We start from the raw sequence: 17,978 nt of genomic DNA, 5'->3' as shown, positions 1-17,978 counted from the left end.
AATAAAATTATAGCTATAAAAATTATTCCCATATACCTAATTATAGGTATATCTTCTTTGGATTGATTGGACTATTTTTGAAAGTATAAACCTCAAAAAACACAGCAAGCAAAGAAATATTCAGTAATTTTAACAATAGCTATCTATTTTATTCATGAAAAAAACACTAATCATATTATGTTTTATTTCCTCTTTTGCTTTTTCGCAAAACAAAAAAATTGATAGCCTTAAATTAATCGTTGGCGTTTCTCAAGATTCATTTAAAATTGCAAAAGTAAATTTACAATTGGCAAAGCTTCATGAACGCATAGACCTTAATAAAGGAAAAATATATGCCTACAAAGCCTTTAAATACAAAGCCAACGACTCGCTGTTAGCCGAAACTAACAATCAATTAGGTCGTTTTCAGTTTTTTACGGCCCAATTAGATTCTGCAACCTATTATTTTGAAAACACAAAACGATTACTCCAAAAATTAAATGATGAAAAACGTGTTGCTATAGTAAACATAAGTCTTGGAGCTATACAATTACGCCTTGGAGATTATAATAAGACCATAAAAACATTAACAGAGAGTGCTACTTATTTTGAAAAAACCAACGATTCGCTTAATACCGCAAAATGCTACAGTAATATAGCAAGTGCGTTTGCAGAATTAGAGCTTTATCCTAAAGCCATAGAATATAGCGAAAAAGCCTTGGGGGTGTTTGAAAATTTAAAACAGACTCCATTTCAATTGATTACTTTACCAAACCTAGCAACACAATACTATAAAAATGGTGACACCATTAAAGCCATTATTTATAATAATGAAGCTGAACAATTGGCCATTAAAGTTAATGATAAACGATCGTTGTCAATTATCTATAACAATTTAGGAGAGTTATATTTAGATAAAGCCCCGCAAAGAGCGCAATTATATCTTGAAAAAACGTTGCAGCTTAAAAATGAGATTAATCTAAAATCGGGTATTGAAATTACCCAAAGTAATTTGGGCTATATTCATCTTAAAAACAAAAACTATAAGATTGCTATTTCCTACTTTAATAAAGCTATAAAGCAAGTTAAAGGCAAACCATTGGTCTTTGTTTATAATAATTTAAAAGAAGCTTATAAAGGTTTAGGCCAAATAAATAAGGCTTTGGAATATTCCGAAAAATCTAACATTCTTAATGATAGCATCTTAAACACAGAAAATCAAAAGAATTTTTTAGAAGTGCAAACCAAATATGAAACCGAGAAAAAGGAAAAAGAAATTCTACAATTACAAACTGATAACATTAAAGTAAACTACAAACGAAAACAAAATCGGAACTTATTAATTGCTACATTATTTGCACTATTATTGGCTTTATTACTGATCTACTTTTTACAGAAAAATGCAAAGAAAAAGCGAATCATTATGGAACAAAATTTAACCATTCAAGAACAAGATTTCAATCAGCTTTTAAAAACGCAAGAGCTTGAAGGGATTGATGCTATAATAAACGCACAAGAAATTGAACGCCATAAAATGGCTGCAGATCTACATGATAATTTAGGCAGTAAGGTTGCTACGCTTAAGTTATACCTCGAAAGTTATAACGACAAAGAAGATTTTTCTGAATTCTATGATAAACTTAAAAAGTTGATGAATGATACCTATAATGAAATTAGAAGCATTTCGAAAAATAAAAATTTTGGAGCTCAAATTAATAAAGGATTAATTCCGTCTACAAAAATCATTGCCAAACGCATTTCTGATTCTAAAAAAATAGATATCAAAGTTATAAATATTGATGTGAATAAACGCATTGAAAACAAATTAGAAATTCAAGTGTTTAGAATTATTCAGGAATTACTTACAAACATTATTAAACATTCAAAGGCTTCGGAAGCCATAGTACAATTTTCAGAACATGATAATACATTGAATATTATCGTTGAAGATAATGGTACTGGCTTTGATATCAATACACCCAAATCAGGAATTGGCTTAATAAATATAGAGAAACGCATCGAAAATATTGAAGGAGATTTAGTTATAGATACTTTAAAAGGCAATGGAACTACTATTATTTTAAATATCCCATTATGACCATTAAAATTATTATAGTAGACGATCATCAATTATTTATAGATGGTATAAAATCAATCTTATCTAAAGCCTTAGAAATTGAAACTATTGGTGAAGCCAATAACGGTCTTGAAGTATTAAAATTACTTGAAAATGGCATAGAGCCGGATATTATTCTTACGGATATAAGAATGCCCATTCTAGATGGTGTTTCGTTAACAAAAACATTAACCAGAATGCATCCGAAAATAAAGGTATTAGCATTGAGCATGTTCGATCAGACGATTGATGTTGTTGAAATGTTGGAAGCGGGAGCTAAAGGATATGTTACAAAAAATGTGGATAAGAAAGAACTGATCATGGCCATTAATACTTTAGTAAAAGGCGAATTCTTTTTTAGCGATAACCTTCCTGACGATATAAAAGATTGGTTTCATAAAGAGCATATAGAAACTGAAAGTACATTAACAAGACGTGAAAAAGAAATATTGAGCCTTTTAGTGAAAGGGCGTACCTCGATTGAAATGGCAAAACAATTAAAATTAAGTAAATACACTATCGATACACATCGAAAAAACATTCATAAAAAACTTGGTATTAAAAGTAATACGGGGTTAGTAAAGTACGCTCTTAAAAATCTTTAAAGAGCACAATTGCTTATTGATTTTGATTTAAGCCTTGAAGGTTATTGGTTAGAGACTCATTAGGAAACACCCCTAAACTAAAAACTTTCAAAGGTTATCTAAACTCGGTTTAATAGTAACGGTAACCGTAATAGAAACATCTGTTATAAAACTCACAGGATTATCAGACACAGAACCATGATACAAAAATCCAATAGATCTAAACATGGTAATAGCAGTATTAACGTTAGAGAAATCTCCGTCTAGGGTGAAAAGTGTATTATTAAAATCTGCCTGTGCCAAATTAGTTACCACGGTATCAAAAGATTCACCTCCTTGCCCGACAGAAAAAGTTATTTGCCCTTCAACAAAAGCATCAGGATTTCCTTGAACATTTTTAAAAAAATAACGCACGCTATTAATTTCAATTTTTGTAATCTCGTCTGGAGAGCCAAGAAAGTCTACTATATTAGGGTCTTCAGCAAAATTCCAAACCCCAAAGTTAGATTCAAAGTTCATGGCTTCATCTGGAGTACTACCATTAGGAACATTAACTTCAAGTTCAGTAATAAAAGTAGATTGTACTTCAATTTCTTCCTCAAATAGTTCTTCCAGCTCATCACAACCAAAGCAAAACCCTAGAAATAATAAAAACATATACTTTATTACTAACTTCATTTTATTGCTGTTTTTAGGTTTCAAGTAAAATTATAGCACCTTCTCAATCAATCAAATACCTAATTATAGGTATTTGATACTCAAAGCTCTGTCAATAGTTTTGTTATAAAACCTTAACATCATGAAATCAATTTCTTTATCTCTCATTATTATCATACTATTTACAACCGGTGTATCCTCTCAAAACATTGGGCTTAAGGATATCGTTCAAAAACGTTCAAACGAGTTTAACGCCTCCGTTAAGGCAGATCAGTATGGCGGCAGTATAGCTTTTAACAGAACCTACAGAACCAATTGTGTTGGTACTTATGATATTATCTGGAAATTCAATAAAAATTTATCTCAATTACAGAATGGAGAACGATTTACCATAACCATTACATGTAAAAACTGCAGAACAGCCTGTGGTTATAAATGGACGATTGCCAATGTATATGCAGCAAATAATATCACTAGTATTAGTCAATACCCAAACTACGCCTACAATGCCAACATAACACAGGTTAGCACAACTGCCTCTTCGTCTGGTGTTCATGATTGGTATCCTAGGCACAGATCTCATACCTATACCTTTGTTTATAATAAGAAGAAAAATGTGCCATTAACAGCTTTCGTATTCAATTTTGCGGGGTATAATGTGTATTATGTCTTTGAAGAAGGTGCTTCGGGTTCAAAAGCAGTTAACTGCCATACCTTATTTGGTCTTGGAAAGCTTATATATGGACTGGAATTAGGTGCTTATGAAGGTTATGGGTGGGAATGGATGAATACTACAATTGATTATGCCCTTGAGCATATTAAAGCATCAAATTGCTTAAGCAGCACCTATCTTACAGATTTAAAACGCCAAATTTATAGATCCCCAAACACAAAAACATTTTTAGAAGAGATAAAATCTTATTCCAGAAAACTTGATAGTGAAATTACTAGTTCGTGTGGATGTTGTGCAACCTGTAAAAATTAAAGAGAAATAAAAACCTATGCTTTTAACACTCTAAAATTTCATAAAAACGATTCCTTATACCAGTTCTGATTTAAAATTGTTCAAATAAAACACAGCGACTTTTTACATAGGTGAAAAAGAAAATGCAAACATAGCCTTCGCTACGGTTAATTTTTATTTTAAAGCATAGGTGAAAAGGGCAAATTTTGGTGAGTAATTTTAAGTTAGGAATGGTATTATTAGTTGAAACCACTAATCAACTTGTTAGATTTCATTTTTTTTTACAGCAAATAGATTATGCTTTTTTATAAAAACCCGTTAATTGTGCTTCCTTTTTGACCGAAACTTAGCCTTATTCTTTCGCTTGTTAAAAGGAACTGCATCATCAAAAGTATGCTTAGGTTTACCAGGTTTATTTTTTCGCCATTTGTCGTTTTCTGGCAATAAGACTTTTAATAAATCCTGACGCCCCAATTTACTTAAGGTCTTTCTAATCCAATCTTTATTTTCCTTTTTATACCAAAAGAAAAATCGGTGCTGTTCATCTTTTTCCTTACGTGTTTTTGGTGTATTTACTTTTTTAAGTGTATAAGGATGATACCCGCTATAGTAAATGACGGTAGCCACTGTCATAGGAGTTGGTGTAAAACCCTGTACCTGCTCAAGTTGGAAACCCATATCCTTGGTTTCAGCAGCCAGGTTGGCCATATCTTCGACTTCGCAAGCCGGATGATTTGATATAAAATAAGGAATCAACTGAAGCTTTAAGTTCTTTTTAATATTGATCTTATCAAAACGCTCCTTAAACTTATGAAAATAAGTAAACGATGGTTTACGCATTAACTTTAAAACGGGGTCACTAGTATGCTCTGGCGCTACCTTAAGTCTACCAGACACATGTTTTGTCATCACCTCTTCAGTATAATCATCCAATTCTTTTGCATCCGCATTTTTATTAAACTCCGGCACAAGCATATCATGACGAATACCACTACCAATAAAGGATTTTTTTACTTTTGGATGACTATCAACTGCCTGATATAATTTGGTTAAAGGTTTATGAGAGGTATCTAAATTACTACAAATAACTGGCGAAATACAGGAAGGTGCCACGCACTTGTCGCATATAGATTGTACTTTCCCTTGCATTTTATACATATTCGCACTTGGCCCACCAATATCTGATAAATAGCCTTTAAAGTCTGGCATATTTGCCACAGTGTCAACTTCGCGCAATACAGACTCCTGACTACGAGATGCAATAAACTTCCCCTGATGCGCTGAAATAGTACAAAAACTACACCCGCCAAAACAACCACGATGTATGTTTATAGAAAATTTAATCATTTCAAACGCAGGAATAGGTCCGCGTTTGTTGTATTTAGGATGCGGCAGACGTGTATATGGTAAATCGAAAGAGGCATCTATTTCCTTTTCCGTCATGGTAGGGTATGGCGGATTAATCATCAAAGTCTTCTCACCTACTTTCTGAAAAATACGACGCGCAGCCAACTTATTAGATTCCTGTTCAATAATTTTAAAGTTAGATGCAAAAGCTTTCCTATCCTTTAAGCACCTTTCGTGCGATACAATTTCAACATCTTCCCAATTACTATTCTTAGGTACTTTAGCGCCTTTATCTAAAAGCACTGCCGTTTGTTTTATAGTAGTAATACTGTTAAAAGGCACGCCTTTTTGCAACAAGCGAACAACCTCTCTTAAAGGTTGCTCTCCCATACCGTAAACCAACATATCTGCTTTCGAACTTTCTAAAATAGTAGGCACTAATTTATCACTCCAATAATCATAATGCGTTACACGACGTAAAGAAGCTTCAATACCGCCAATTAAAACAGGAACGTCAGGCCATTTTTCTTTTAATATTTTAGAATAAACTGTTGTGGCATAATCTGGCCGAAAACCAATATCTCCATTTGGCGTATACGCGTCTTTATCACGACGCTTTTTATTAGCATTGTAATTGCTAATCATGGGGTCCATACAACCACCTGTAACTCCAAAAAACAATTTTGGAGCACCCAATTTTATAAAATCTTGAAGATTATCGTTAACATTAGGTTGCGGCACCACAGCTACACGCAAACCATAACTTTCTAAAATACGCCCAATTACAGCAGGACCAAACGACGGATGGTCTACATAAGCATCACCACTAAATAAAATAACGTCTAGTTCTTCCCAACCACGTATTTTAACCTCTTTGTTTGTGGTAGGTAACCAATCTGAAAGTTTTAGCTCTTGCATAACTCTGCAAAAGTAGGCAAAAATTGACTCTTAAATAAAATAGACAAATGAATCATATATGTAAATCATTATTAATGTTAAAATTAGTAAGGCTACTTATTTTTTAACGACACCTTATATAGCGTTTAGAGATTTGCCATGAATTTTAGAGAACTTTTTTTCATTTTGTGTGTTTTAGTTATTACCCCAATTAGTGCTCAAACTTGCTGTTCTGGCGGCATCCCCTTATCGAATAATTTAGGATTGGCTCAACAGGAAAAAGGTACTATTCAAATAGGTTTGAGCTATGATTACAATAATTTAAACACCTTAAATTCGGGTACTGAAACTCTAAATGACAATTCTAGATTACGTATCACGCATTCGGTTTTATTGAACACCAATTATTCTATTACCAATAGACTGTCAATCGAAGGTTTATTCACTTGGGTAAATCAAAGACGGAAAATTTCGCAATTTGGAAATGAAAACTTAGATCAAACTTCGGGTATTGGAGATGCTGTCTTATTGTTAAAATATAACTTTCCCGAAATATTAGGTAAAGAAAGTAACATCGCCATTGGTCTAGGCTCAAAAATTCCTTTAGGGTCATCCACAGAAACAAACGATCAGGGAATCACATTGAATGCCGATTTACAGCCCGGAAGTAATGCCTGGGACATTATTTATTGGTCCTCTTTTTCTAAGAACTTTAACTTTAGACCTTCACTAACGTTTTCTTCGAGAGCCATTTATAGAAGTACAGGAACAAATGATTCTTATTTTGGAAATAGCTCCTATAAATTCGGTAATGAATTTCAAGGGTTTATAAGTTTCTCAGATCAATTTGCACTATTTAAAACTTTATCAACCCCTAGCCTTTCATTTAAATATAGAAATGCAAGGCAAGATAAAATTGATGGTTTCAACTTAGATAATACAGGTGGTAATTGGGTTTCTATAATACCCAACTTCTCAATTAACCTAACACCTAACATCGTGTTTTCTACGAAGGCAGAATTACCTATTTATAATAATGTTGACGGTACACAACTAACACCAACTTATAGAATTACCTCTGGATTTTTACTAAAAATAAATCCTAAAAAGAATGTTTTACAATTAAATTAAACGCTATGAAAAAAAAAGTTTTTTACTTATTTGTATGTTGCTCGTTGCTAATTTCCTGTAGTAGCAGTAACGATGCTAGTAATTACATCTCTCCTGAGAATAGTAACAATAATAATATTTCTGGACAATGGTCAATACCTATTTCAGAAGTCAAAGACGGGGGCCCAGGTAAAGACGGCATTCCATCAATTGATAATCCTAATTTTACTACTGTCAATAATGCCAACTTTCTAAATGATGATGATCTTGTTGTCGGAATTGTAAAAGGTAACCAAGCAAAGGCTTATCCGCACATTATCTTAGATTGGCATGAAGTAGTTAACGACGAAATAGATAACACCTTTATCACTTTAAGTTATTGTCCATTAACTGGGACTGCTTTCGCTTGGGAAAGCAAAAGTAATGGAGCTTTTACCACTTTTGGTGTGTCTGGCTTGCTATACAATGCGAATCTTATATTATATGACAGGAATACAGATAGCAATTGGTCCCAATTAGGGCTTGAATGTGTAAACGGACAACTAATTAACGATAAGCCAAAATTAATTGATGTTGTAGAAACTAATTGGAAAACATGGAGAGCACTTTACCCAAATACAGAAGTTTTAACAACACAAACAGGTTTTTCAAGAACTTATGACACCTATCCTTACGGAGATTATTCAACAAATAATGCTCGATTCATATTTACACCTTCAATTACCAACTCTGCTTTACCTAATAAAGATCGTGTTTATGCAATTATAGATAATAACAAGTCTAAGGTCTATCAATTTTCAAACTTCAATAATGGGCACGTAATTAGAGAGACCTTTAACGGTACCAGCTATTTAATTGTAGGTAACGAAGATTTAATCTACGGATTTAAACTATCTATTGATCATGAAAATTTAACTTTTGATTACGATTTTAGTAGTTCTGGCGTTTTCTTTAAAGATAATGAAGGAAACAAATGGTCCATTTTCGGCAAAGCTATTGAAGGTCCGAGATTGGGAGAAACACTTTTAGGAGCGAAATCTGTTGTAAGCTATTGGTTTGCTATAGCGGCTTTTTACCCAAATCCAGAAATTTATACACCTCAATAAGCAGCCGTTAAAACCCAGTATCTAACATACAATTTATCAATAAATTTCGATGTGAAAATTTTACATGAAATAATATCACTCCTCTATTTGATAATCAAATATATAATCGTAAATTTGCAAACTCTTTTTGAGAGAGGAATGTTTAATAAATAAAAATTAATTAGTGTGGATACATTAAGCTACAAAACGATTTCAGCCAACAAGGCTACTGTAAACAAGCAGTGGGTTTTAGTTGATGCTGAAGGTCAAGCACTTGGTCGTCTCGCTTCTAAAGTCGCAAAACTTTTAAGAGGTAAGCACAAGCCAAACTTCACACCACATGTTGATTGCGGCGATAACGTTATTATTATCAATGCAGAAAAAATCAGCTTATCTGGAAACAAATGGAACGATAAAACGTACATTCGTCACACAGGTTATCCAGGTGGTCAAAGAAGTTTAACTGCTACAGAATTGTTTGGAAAAGACCCAGCAAGAGTGGTAGAAAAATCAGTAAAAGGAATGTTGCCTAAAAACAAATTAGGTGCAGATTTATTCCGTAATTTAAATGTTGTTGTTGGTTCAGCTCATACTCATGAAGCTCAAAAACCTAAAACAATTAACTTAAACGAATTCAAATAATGGAAGTAATTCACAAAATTGGTCGTAGAAAGACGGCTGTTGCTCGTGTGTATGTTGCCCCAGGAAAAGGGAACATCACGATTAATAAAAAAGACATAACGTCTTACTTTACTACTGCAACATTACAGTACAAAGTAAAACAACCTTTAGTTATGACTAACAATGATAGCAACTTTGATATTACAGTAAATGTATTTGGAGGAGGTATTACAGGTCAAGCAGAAGCTGTTCGTTTAGCTATATCTCGCGCCATGTGCGAATTAGATGCTGAAAACAGATCAACTTTAAAACCAGAAGGTTTATTAACTAGAGATCCAAGAATGGTGGAGCGTAAAAAATTCGGACAGAAAAAAGCGCGTAAGAAATTCCAATTCTCTAAACGTTAAAATCCTGAACTGGATTCAGGATCTGTTTCTCAGATACCTTTATCATGTTCAAAAATAAAAATTAAAAAGTTGCTGAAATAAATTCAGCATTTTAAAAAAACTAGTTATTGTTGTCCTAGTCCAAAAGACAGGATTTAGTTTAGCATCTAAATGAAGCCAAAAGCTAAAAGCTGAATGGAACATTGCTAATTCAACAGAACGTAAACTATTACAAAATGGCAGTAGAAGTAAAAGAATTACTTGAAGCAGGTGTACACTTCGGTCACCTTACACGTAAATGGGATCCAAACATGGCTCCTTACGTATATATGGAGCGCAACGGTATCCATATTATCAACCTTTATAAAACAGCGGCAAAAATTGATGAAGCAGGTGCTGCATTAAGCAAAATTGCTAATTCTGGTCGCAAAATTTTATTCGTTGCAACAAAAAAACAAGCAAAAGATATCGTAGCAGAAAAAGCTGGTTCTATTAACATGCCTTACATCACAGAGAGATGGCCAGGTGGTATGCTAACTAACTTTGTTACTATTAGAAAAGCTGTTAAAAAAATGGCTTCTATTGATAGAATGAAGAAAGATGGTACGTTTATGACGCTTTCTAAAAAAGAGCGTTTACAAGTAGATCGTTTAAGAGCTAAGTTAGAAAAAAACTTAGGTTCTATTAACGATATGACTCGTTTACCAGGCGCTTTATTTGTTGTAGATATTAAGCGTGAGCATATCGCGATTAAAGAAGCACAAAAATTAAACATTCCTATTTTTGCAATGGTAGATACCAACTCTGACCCACGTCAAGTTGATTATGTAATCCCTGCAAATGATGATGCTTCTAAATCAATTGATAAAATTTTAACTCACGTTACAGCTTCTATCGCTAATGGTTTAGCTGAACGCAAAGCAGAAAAAGATGCTACAGCGTCTGCTACTGAAGCTCCAAAGGCTAAAGCTAAAGCTGCTCCAGCTAAAGACACTCCGGCTAAAGATGCGGCTCCTAAGGCGAAAGCTGCTCCAGCTAAAACAGTTGCAGCCGAAGAAGAAGAATAAATTAACAATTACACAATACAAATAAGTCGTTTAATTTTTTTCTTAGCCGAAATTATTTGAACGACTTTTTTAAATTAAATAAGATATGGAATCTACAGTAAAAATTACAGCAGCAGAGGTAAACAAACTAAGACAAGCAACTGGTGCTGGTATGATGGATTGCAAAAAAGCTTTAGTTGAAGCTCAAGGCGATTTTGACAAAGCCATTGAAGTATTACGTAAAAAAGGACAAAAAGTAGCCGAAAAAAGAGCTGACAGAGATTCTTCTGAAGGTGCAGCTATTTCCAAAATTAATGCAGACCAAACTCAAGGGGTTGCTATCGTATTAGGTTGCGAAACTGATTTTGTTGGTAAAAATGAAAATTTTATAGCATTAGCAAATGAATTAGCTGAAATTGCTTTAAACTATAATACAAAAGAAGATTTTTTAGCTGGTGATTTTGGAGGCATGACCGTTGCAGATAAACTAACTGAACAAACTGGTGTTATTGGTGAAAAACTAGACATCACTGCTTTTGAAAAATTAGAAGCTCCTTTTGTTGGAACTTATGTGCATATCAATAAAATTGCTGCATTAGTAGGTTTATCTTCGAAAGTAGATAACGCTGAGACATTAGTTAAAGACGTAGCTATGCAAGTAGCTTCTATGGGAGCAACTACTTTATCTTATAAAGATTTCGATCCTGCGTTTATTGCTTCAGAAACAGAAGCTAGAATTGCAGTTATTGAAAAAGATAATATTGAATTAGGTCGTTTAGGTAAAACACTTAAAAATGTACCTCAGTTTATTTCTATGGCACAATTAACTCCTGAGGTTTTAGCTAAAGCTGAAGAAGATGCTAAAGCTGAATTAAAAGCTGAAGGTAAGCCAGAACAAATCTGGGATAGAATTTTACCAGGGAAAATGGAGCGTTTTATTTCTGATAACACAACTCTTGATCAAGAAAAATGTTTATTAGATCAAAACTTCATTAAAGATGAAAAGATAAATGTTGCTAAATATGTAACATCTTACGGCGATGTTGAAATCACAGGTTTCAAACGTGCTTCTGTAGGGTAATAAATAAATTCCTGTGCAGACAGGAATCCTAATAATAAAAGCCACTATTCTTTAGTTAGAATAGTGGCTTTTATTATATTATACTTTTAACACTAAAAAATAATTCTCTTCGTTTAACACCTAAGTATTTTACAAAAACCTAACAAATGAAAAAACTAGCAACCATATTAATGGTTTTCAATTTACTAACAATTAGTTCATTTAGTCAAATAGATTCAATTGCTATTAATAAAATGCGGCACCCAGAAGCTTTATTAAATAAAAAGCTTCCTGATTTTTCAGGTACAAGCTTATCAGGTATTTCATGGGATAATAGTAAAATTAAAGGAAAAGTAATTCTTATCAACTTTTGGTTTATAGGTTGCCCTCCTTGCATGAAAGAAATAGAATATTTAAATCAAATTAATAAAGAGTATAAAGACAAGGATTTTGTTTTATTATCAATAGCACCCCAAATTGCAGAAGATTTAAATTCTTTTAATAATAAAGAATACCAAGAAAATGTTCCGTCTCAAGTTAGAAAAGTCTTAAAAGCACCTATCATTGAATATGAAATTATTCCCGTTTGCGATACTAAGAAATATAGTGACTATACAAAAATGGGAATTGAATGTAATTATACTTATAATAACTTCAATGTTTTAGGGTTTCCAACAACTTTTATAATAGACAAAGATGGCATTATAAAATACATTAAGACAGGGTTTGCTGTAAATTCGAATAGCGACAAACAATTAATAATTGGTGAATATAAAAAAGTAATAAACGAATTATTAGAAAAATAAAAACTATTAAACGTAAACAATAAAATCTTCTTTCATAAAATAGTATATTCACTATATTTGCAAAACTTTAGTTTCCGCTTGGACGGAAACCTCACAAATCAAAAATAAACTGTGAAATACAAAAGAATACTCCTTAAACTATCAGGGGAAGCATTAATGGGAGATCGCCAATATGGTATCGACCCAGAGCGATTAGCAGAATATGCACAAGACATAAAAACCATTACAAATAAAGGTGTAGAAGTTGCCATTGTTATTGGAGGTGGAAACATCTTTAGAGGTGTCGCAGGAGCTAGCAAAGGTATGGACCGTGTACAAGGTGACCATATGGGTATGCTGGCAACCGTTATTAATGGTTTAGCCTTACAAGGCGCTTTAGAAGATGCCGATATACCAACACGTTTACAAACAGCAATTAAAATTAACGAAGTTGCCGAGCCTTTTATTAGAAGAAAAGCCATGCGTCATTTAGAAAAAGGACGTGTCGTTATTTTTGGCGGTGGTACAGGAAACCCTTATTTCACTACAGATTCTGCTGCCGTTTTAAGGGCTATAGAGATTGAAGCAGATGTTATTTTAAAAGGAACCCGTGTTGATGGCATTTATAATAAAGATCCCGAAAAAGATAACAATGCTATTAAATTTAATTTCATATCTTTTGATGATGTTTTACGTAAAGGGTTAAAAGTAATGGATACCACAGCATTTACGCTTAGCCAAGAAAATGAATTACCTATTATTGTTTTCGATATGAATAAAAAAGGTAATTTATTAAAAGTAGTTTCTGGCGAAAAAATTGGTACTGAAGTTAACTTATAATATTTGGCGTAATTTTTGAAATAAGTATATTCGTATTTGGTTTTGAACCAATAAATTAAAATGCGAATAACATTTGTACAAGTCATTTTAACGAATAAGTATAGATAATCATATATATTGACCTAAAAGTTTGACACAATGAACGAAGACATACAATTTATATTAGATTCAACAAAAGAAGCTATGGATAATGCTCTGAAGCATTTAGAAAAGCAATTTGTTAATATTAGAGCAGGGAAAGCCAGTCCTGCTATGCTTGGTAGCGTCATGGTAGATTATTATGGGTCACAAACGCCATTAAGTCAAGTTGCTAATGTAAATACACCGGATGGAAGAACCATTACCGTTCAACCTTGGGAAAAAAGTATGCTACAAGAAATAGAACGTGGTATAGCCTATGCAAACCTTGGTTTTAACCCAATGAATAATGGTGAAACTATCATTATTAACGTTCCACCTTTAACAGAAGAACGTCGACGTGATTTAGCAAAACAAGCTAAATCTGAAGCTGAGGATGCTAAAGTTAGTATAAGAACAGCTCGTAAAGATGCTAATCACGACATTAAAAAAGTAGACGATATATCGGAAGATTTAATAAAGAATGCTGAAATTGACGTACAACAAATGACTGATACTTACGTTAAAAAGGTTGATGATCTTTTCGATATAAAAGAAAAGGAAATTATGACCGTATAATTTAAAAAAGCGACATTTTAGTCGCTTTTTTCGTAAACCTTTAGTCTCTCAATTCTTAAATGATAAAACACTTTTCCCTCTTACTTTGTTTTATTTGTGCAACCTTTACATATGCGCAAAGGTCATCAGAAAACATTTTAGAACCCGCTCAGGATTCTATTAAAAAAAATGAATTTATTAAACACCTTGGTAACGGGTATCTACCTACCAAATATTTCAACTTCGATTTAAGATATTTAATTAAATACAACCAATATGAGGGTGTAAGAACAGGCATAGGTGGGGTTACTAATGACAACTTTTCTGAAAAATACCGTATAAATAGCTATGGCGTATATGGTTTTAGAGATCATCGTTTTAAATATAGCATCGGTGGAGGTTTTAGATTAGCTAAAAAAACAAATACCTGGATAAATCTAACCTATACTAATGATTTACAGGAAACAGGAAGCACTAAGTTTTTAACAGATGGCCGGTTCTTTCAATTTTTTGAACCTCGCTTATTAAACATAGATTTGTTTCACAAACTTGTTACAAAATCTATAAATTTAGAGCATCAATTAAATCCCAAATTATTAACAGAAACTGAATTGGCCGTTAGTAATATAGATCCTACTTACAACTACGGATATGTTTTAGACAATAATATAGTTAACTCTTTTCATTTAACTACAGCTAAGTTGTCTTTACAATGGAATCCGTTTAGTAAGTTTGAAATTTTAGAGAACGAATTAAAAGAAACTAAAAAAGGCTATCCACAGTTTACACTTCAATATACCAAGAGCTTTAAAGATGTTTTTAAAAGTGATTTTAACTTTTCTAAATTAGATTTTAGAACTATTTATAAAATTGGAAATGAAAATGATGGGGTTTCTGAAATAACTTTAGTTTCTGGAATAACAAATGGTAATACACCGTTAACACACTTGTATCATGCTTACCCCAATAATATTACCAAAGAAACTATTATGCAACGTTTTTCGGTAGCTGGACTAAATAGCTTTGAAACCATGTATTTTAATGAGTTCTTCTCAGACAAGTTCACGACAGTACAGTTGAAGCATTATTTAAAACCTTTTAATATTTCAGAACATTATAAACCGCAAATCGTTTTAATAACTCGATATGCCTTAGGGGATATAAAACAACCTGAATTGCATCAAAATGTAACTTTTGGATCTTTAAAAAAAGGATACACAGAATCTGGGTTTGAAATTAATAAATTGCTGTTTGGCTTTGGCTTAAGCTTTACATACCGCTACGGCGCCTATCATTTATCAGAATTTAGTGACAATGTTGCTTTTAAGTTTACATTTAACGTCTCTTTATAATGTATTACACTCCTTTTTTCTACCTTTGCGCTTCGTTTTATATAAAGCATGTTTAAACTTTTTACAGCCAACTTTTGGGACGTTACCGCCAGATTGATTTTACGCAATAAAATCATCATTCTGCTTGGAATTATAATAACCACATATCTTTTTAGCACCCAGTGGGATAATATGCGTTTCACTTATACTGAGGCTAATTTACTACCGGATGACCATGAGGTAAATATAACTTACAATAACTTTTTAAAAATCTTTGGGGAAGAAGGGAACCTTATCGTTCTTGGTGTAAAAGATAGCACCCTTTTTACAGTTGAAAAATTAAATGCCTGGAATAAGCTCTCCGAAGGTTTTAAAAAATATAATGAAGTTGAAACAGTTGTTTCTATTAAAGACCTTCAAAAGCTTATAAAAGATACTAAAAATGAAAAATTTAATTTAGAACCGTTTATAAAAGACTCTATTTCGTCTATTGCACAAGTCGAAACGCTTCAAGAAGAACTCTTTAAAAAATATCCTTTTTACGATAATTTTTTATTCAATAATAAAACAAAAACTATTCGAACGGCTATATATTTAGACAAAGCTATTGTAAACACAGCTGCCAGAAAGGATTTTGTAGTTGATATTTTAATACCTAGTATAGATGCCTTTCAGGAATCGAATAATTTAGATGTTAGAATATCTGGAATGCCTTATATAAGAACATTAAATTCTCAAAACATTATAGATGAAATAAATCTATTTGTTCTTGCGGCGTTATTGGTGACCTCTTTAATTTTCTTTTTCTTTTTCAGATCGTTCAGAGCTACTTTTATTTCACTGGTCGTAGTATGCATTGGGGTGATGTGGACTCTTGGGATATTGGGTTTACTAAACTATGAGATTACTGTTTTAACGGCATTAATTCCGCCTTTAATTATTGTAATAGGTATTCCAAACTGTATTTTTTTAATCAATAAATACCAGCACGAAGTTAAATTACATGGTAATAAAGTAAAATCATTACAACGGGTTATCACCAAAATTGGGAATGCCACTTTAATGACCAATGTAACGACAGCATCCGGTTTTGCTACATTTATACTAACAGAAAGCACATTATTAAAAGAGTTTGGTATTGTGGCATCTTTAAGTATTTTAGCCATTTTTATTTTATGCCTGCTTATTATTCCTATTATTTACACCTTTTTACCTTTTCCTAAAGACCGTCATTTAGAGCATTTAAACAAACGCTGGATAGGTGGTTTTGTAAATTGGATGGAACACATGGTAAGGCAAAAACGTATTGCCATTTATACCACATCTTTAATTCTACTTATAGCCAGTATTATTGGGATTTATCAAATTAAAATATCAGGTAGCTTAATTGAAGACATGCCGCAAGAATCCGGCTTTGTAAATGACATCCGTTTTTTTGAAGAGGAGTTTAATGGTATAATGCCTTTAGAAATTATGATTGACACTAAGCGTAAAAAAGGTGTTATGAAACTTTCTACTTTGAAACGCATGGATCAATTAGAGGATTTAATTATTGAAACTCCAGAATTGTCTAAACCAATCTCTGTAGTCGGTTTAGTTAAGTACTCTAAACAAGCTTATTATAATGGTAATACTAAATTCTATCAATTACCGACATCTCAAGAAAATAGTTTCATCCTATCATATGCTAAAAACTCATCTTCAAACGTAGACTTACTTAAGAACTTTGTTGATAGTACTGGTCAATATGCTCGTATTACAACATTTATGAAAGATGTAGGAACCGATAAAATGGAACGCATTGAAGAAAATCTAGAAACCAAAATAAACAAAGTTTTTCCAGAGGAAAGGTACGATGTTACCATGACAGGGAAAGCCTTGGTCTTTCAAAAAGGCACCAAATATCTTGTTAAGAATTTAGCAATATCATTATCACTTGCCATCTTTTTAATATCCCTATTTATGGCATATATGTTTAGGTCGGGAAGAATGATTATTGTATCGTTAATACCAAACTTATTACCATTGTTAGTAACAGCAGGTTTAATGGGCTATTTAGGAGTTCCTATAAAACCTTCAACTATATTAGTATTTAGTATTGCTTTTGGTATTTCTGTAGATGATACCATTCACTTTTTAGCAAAATATCGTCAAGAACTTCAAGCGAACCATTGGAAAATTAAAGTCTCTGTTTATGGTGCTTTACGTGAAACCGGAGTTAGTATGTTTTATACTTCTATCGTATTATTCTTTGGATTTTCGGTATTTACTATTTCAAGCTTTGGTGGCACCGTTGCATTAGGAGCCTTAGTCTCTGCTACCCTGCTATTTGCCATGTTATCAAACCTTCTTTTATTACCCTCTCTGTTACTATCGCTAGAGCGTAGTATTGCGAATAAAGAAGTACTAAGAGAACCGGCTATTAATATTATACCTGAAGAAGACGAAGATGAATAAATTTCAACATAAAACTGATTTCGTTTTTTAAATATTTG

The 17,978-nt window shown here is 32.6% G+C and carries 16 protein-coding genes; 14 read left to right on the top strand and 2 right to left on the bottom strand.

What is annotated here, in order from left to right:
• The first annotated feature begins 154 nt into the window (after window positions 1-154).
• Both Q4Q47_RS10765 and Q4Q47_RS10760 read left to right on the top strand, forming a co-directional pair.
• A complete protein-coding gene (locus Q4Q47_RS10765) occupies window positions 155-2,077 on the top strand; it encodes a sensor histidine kinase (RefSeq protein WP_303306664.1) in 1,923 nt (640 codons plus the stop codon).
• Window positions 2,074-2,700 carry a response regulator gene (locus Q4Q47_RS10760; protein ID WP_303306663.1) on the top strand — a complete coding sequence of 209 codons (627 nt, stop codon included), beginning with the start codon at window positions 2,074-2,076 and terminating at the stop codon, window positions 2,698-2,700. The genes Q4Q47_RS10765 and Q4Q47_RS10760 overlap by 4 nt, the downstream gene beginning before the upstream one ends.
• Window positions 2,701-2,787: 87 nt before the next feature.
• Here the strand turns inward: Q4Q47_RS10760 and Q4Q47_RS10755 are convergent, their stop codons facing one another.
• On the bottom strand, window positions 2,788-3,357 hold the full coding sequence (locus tag Q4Q47_RS10755) for a hypothetical protein (RefSeq protein WP_303306662.1): 570 nt from the start codon (window positions 3,355-3,357) through the stop codon (window positions 2,788-2,790).
• Window positions 3,358-3,478: 121 nt separating this feature from the next.
• Here Q4Q47_RS10755 and Q4Q47_RS10750 point away from each other — a divergent pair, with 121 nt between their 5' ends.
• The gene (locus Q4Q47_RS10750) at window positions 3,479-4,321 is read left to right on the top strand and encodes a hypothetical protein (protein WP_303306661.1); all 843 of its coding nucleotides are present in this window, start codon (window positions 3,479-3,481) and stop codon (window positions 4,319-4,321) included.
• Window positions 4,322-4,618: 297 nt separating this feature from the next.
• Here the strand turns inward: Q4Q47_RS10750 and Q4Q47_RS10745 are convergent, their stop codons facing one another.
• Window positions 4,619-6,565, bottom strand: coding sequence for a YgiQ family radical SAM protein (locus Q4Q47_RS10745; RefSeq protein WP_303306660.1), 1,947 nt, complete (start codon window positions 6,563-6,565; stop codon window positions 4,619-4,621).
• Window positions 6,566-6,703: 138 nt separating this feature from the next.
• On the opposite strand from Q4Q47_RS10745, the gene Q4Q47_RS10740 reads away from it, so the two are divergent.
• The 11 genes from Q4Q47_RS10740 to Q4Q47_RS10690 all read left to right on the top strand — a co-directional run bounded on the left by Q4Q47_RS10740 (window position 6,704) and on the right by Q4Q47_RS10690 (window position 17,940).
• The gene (locus Q4Q47_RS10740; protein WP_303306659.1) at window positions 6,704-7,675 is read left to right on the top strand and encodes a hypothetical protein; all 972 of its coding nucleotides are present in this window, start codon (window positions 6,704-6,706) and stop codon (window positions 7,673-7,675) included.
• A 5-nt stretch (window positions 7,676-7,680) separates the two neighbouring features.
• On the top strand, window positions 7,681-8,760 hold the full coding sequence (locus tag Q4Q47_RS10735; protein ID WP_303306658.1) for a DUF3179 domain-containing protein: 1,080 nt from the start codon (window positions 7,681-7,683) through the stop codon (window positions 8,758-8,760).
• A 165-nt stretch (window positions 8,761-8,925) separates the two neighbouring features.
• Entirely contained in the window at window positions 8,926-9,381 is a 456-nt protein-coding gene (gene rplM / locus Q4Q47_RS10730; protein ID WP_303306657.1) for a 50S ribosomal protein L13, read from the top strand.
• Window positions 9,381-9,767 (top strand): 30S ribosomal protein S9, encoded by a 387-nt coding sequence (gene rpsI / locus Q4Q47_RS10725; protein ID WP_303306656.1) that lies wholly within the window; start codon window positions 9,381-9,383, stop codon window positions 9,765-9,767. Before rplM ends, rpsI begins: the two co-directional genes overlap by 1 nt.
• 215 nt (window positions 9,768-9,982) lie before the next feature.
• Window positions 9,983-10,813, top strand: a complete 831-nt coding sequence (gene rpsB, locus Q4Q47_RS10720) for a 30S ribosomal protein S2 (protein ID WP_303306655.1) — start codon at window positions 9,983-9,985, stop codon at window positions 10,811-10,813.
• A gap of 85 nt (window positions 10,814-10,898) precedes the next feature.
• Window positions 10,899-11,873: a translation elongation factor Ts gene (tsf, locus tag Q4Q47_RS10715; protein WP_303306654.1), complete on the top strand. Its 975-nt coding sequence runs from the start codon at window positions 10,899-10,901 to the stop codon at window positions 11,871-11,873.
• Window positions 11,874-12,019: 146 nt separating this feature from the next.
• A complete protein-coding gene (locus Q4Q47_RS10710) occupies window positions 12,020-12,658 on the top strand; it encodes a TlpA disulfide reductase family protein (RefSeq protein WP_303306653.1) in 639 nt (212 codons plus the stop codon).
• 111 nt (window positions 12,659-12,769) lie between these two features.
• On the top strand, window positions 12,770-13,477 hold the full coding sequence (gene pyrH, locus Q4Q47_RS10705; protein ID WP_303306652.1) for a UMP kinase: 708 nt from the start codon (window positions 12,770-12,772) through the stop codon (window positions 13,475-13,477).
• Between the two features lie 138 nt (window positions 13,478-13,615).
• Entirely contained in the window at window positions 13,616-14,173 is a 558-nt protein-coding gene (frr, locus tag Q4Q47_RS10700) for a ribosome recycling factor (RefSeq protein ID WP_303306651.1), read from the top strand.
• Between the two features lie 59 nt (window positions 14,174-14,232).
• Window positions 14,233-15,504: a DUF5686 family protein gene (locus tag Q4Q47_RS10695; protein ID WP_303306650.1), complete on the top strand. Its 1,272-nt coding sequence runs from the start codon at window positions 14,233-14,235 to the stop codon at window positions 15,502-15,504.
• A 48-nt stretch (window positions 15,505-15,552) separates the two neighbouring features.
• The gene (locus Q4Q47_RS10690) at window positions 15,553-17,940 is read left to right on the top strand and encodes an efflux RND transporter permease subunit (RefSeq protein WP_303306649.1); all 2,388 of its coding nucleotides are present in this window, start codon (window positions 15,553-15,555) and stop codon (window positions 17,938-17,940) included.
• The last annotated feature ends 38 nt before the right edge of the window (window positions 17,941-17,978 follow it).

This window comes from Flavivirga spongiicola, from assembly GCF_030540825.1.
GTDB lineage: Bacteria > Bacteroidota > Bacteroidia > Flavobacteriales > Flavobacteriaceae > Flavivirga > Flavivirga spongiicola.
This window is presented reverse-complemented; position numbering and strand designations above follow the sequence as displayed.

Bases quoted from the DNA above. Each gene is read 5' to 3' on its own strand.
- Q4Q47_RS10745 (WP_303306660.1), bottom strand. From the start codon at position 6,565: ATGCAAGAGCTAAAACTTTCAGATTGGTTACCTACCACAAACAAAGAG.
- Q4Q47_RS10750 (WP_303306661.1), top strand. From the start codon at position 3,479: ATGAAATCAATTTCTTTATCTCTCATTATTATCATACTATTTACAACC.
- Q4Q47_RS10765 (WP_303306664.1), top strand. From the start codon at position 155: ATGAAAAAAACACTAATCATATTATGTTTTATTTCCTCTTTTGCTTTT.
- Q4Q47_RS10710 (WP_303306653.1), top strand. From the start codon at position 12,020: ATGAAAAAACTAGCAACCATATTAATGGTTTTCAATTTACTAACAATT.
- rpsB (WP_303306655.1), top strand. From the start codon at position 9,983: ATGGCAGTAGAAGTAAAAGAATTACTTGAAGCAGGTGTACACTTCGGT.
- Q4Q47_RS10690 (WP_303306649.1), top strand. From the start codon at position 15,553: ATGTTTAAACTTTTTACAGCCAACTTTTGGGACGTTACCGCCAGATTG.
- rpsI (WP_303306656.1), top strand. From the start codon at position 9,381: ATGGAAGTAATTCACAAAATTGGTCGTAGAAAGACGGCTGTTGCTCGT.
- Q4Q47_RS10740 (WP_303306659.1), top strand. From the start codon at position 6,704: ATGAATTTTAGAGAACTTTTTTTCATTTTGTGTGTTTTAGTTATTACC.
- Q4Q47_RS10760 (WP_303306663.1), top strand. From the start codon at position 2,074: ATGACCATTAAAATTATTATAGTAGACGATCATCAATTATTTATAGAT.
- tsf (WP_303306654.1), top strand. From the start codon at position 10,899: ATGGAATCTACAGTAAAAATTACAGCAGCAGAGGTAAACAAACTAAGA.
- Q4Q47_RS10695 (WP_303306650.1), top strand. From the start codon at position 14,233: ATGATAAAACACTTTTCCCTCTTACTTTGTTTTATTTGTGCAACCTTT.
- Q4Q47_RS10735 (WP_303306658.1), top strand. From the start codon at position 7,681: ATGAAAAAAAAAGTTTTTTACTTATTTGTATGTTGCTCGTTGCTAATT.
- frr (WP_303306651.1), top strand. From the start codon at position 13,616: ATGAACGAAGACATACAATTTATATTAGATTCAACAAAAGAAGCTATG.
- Q4Q47_RS10755 (WP_303306662.1), bottom strand. From the start codon at position 3,357: ATGAAGTTAGTAATAAAGTATATGTTTTTATTATTTCTAGGGTTTTGC.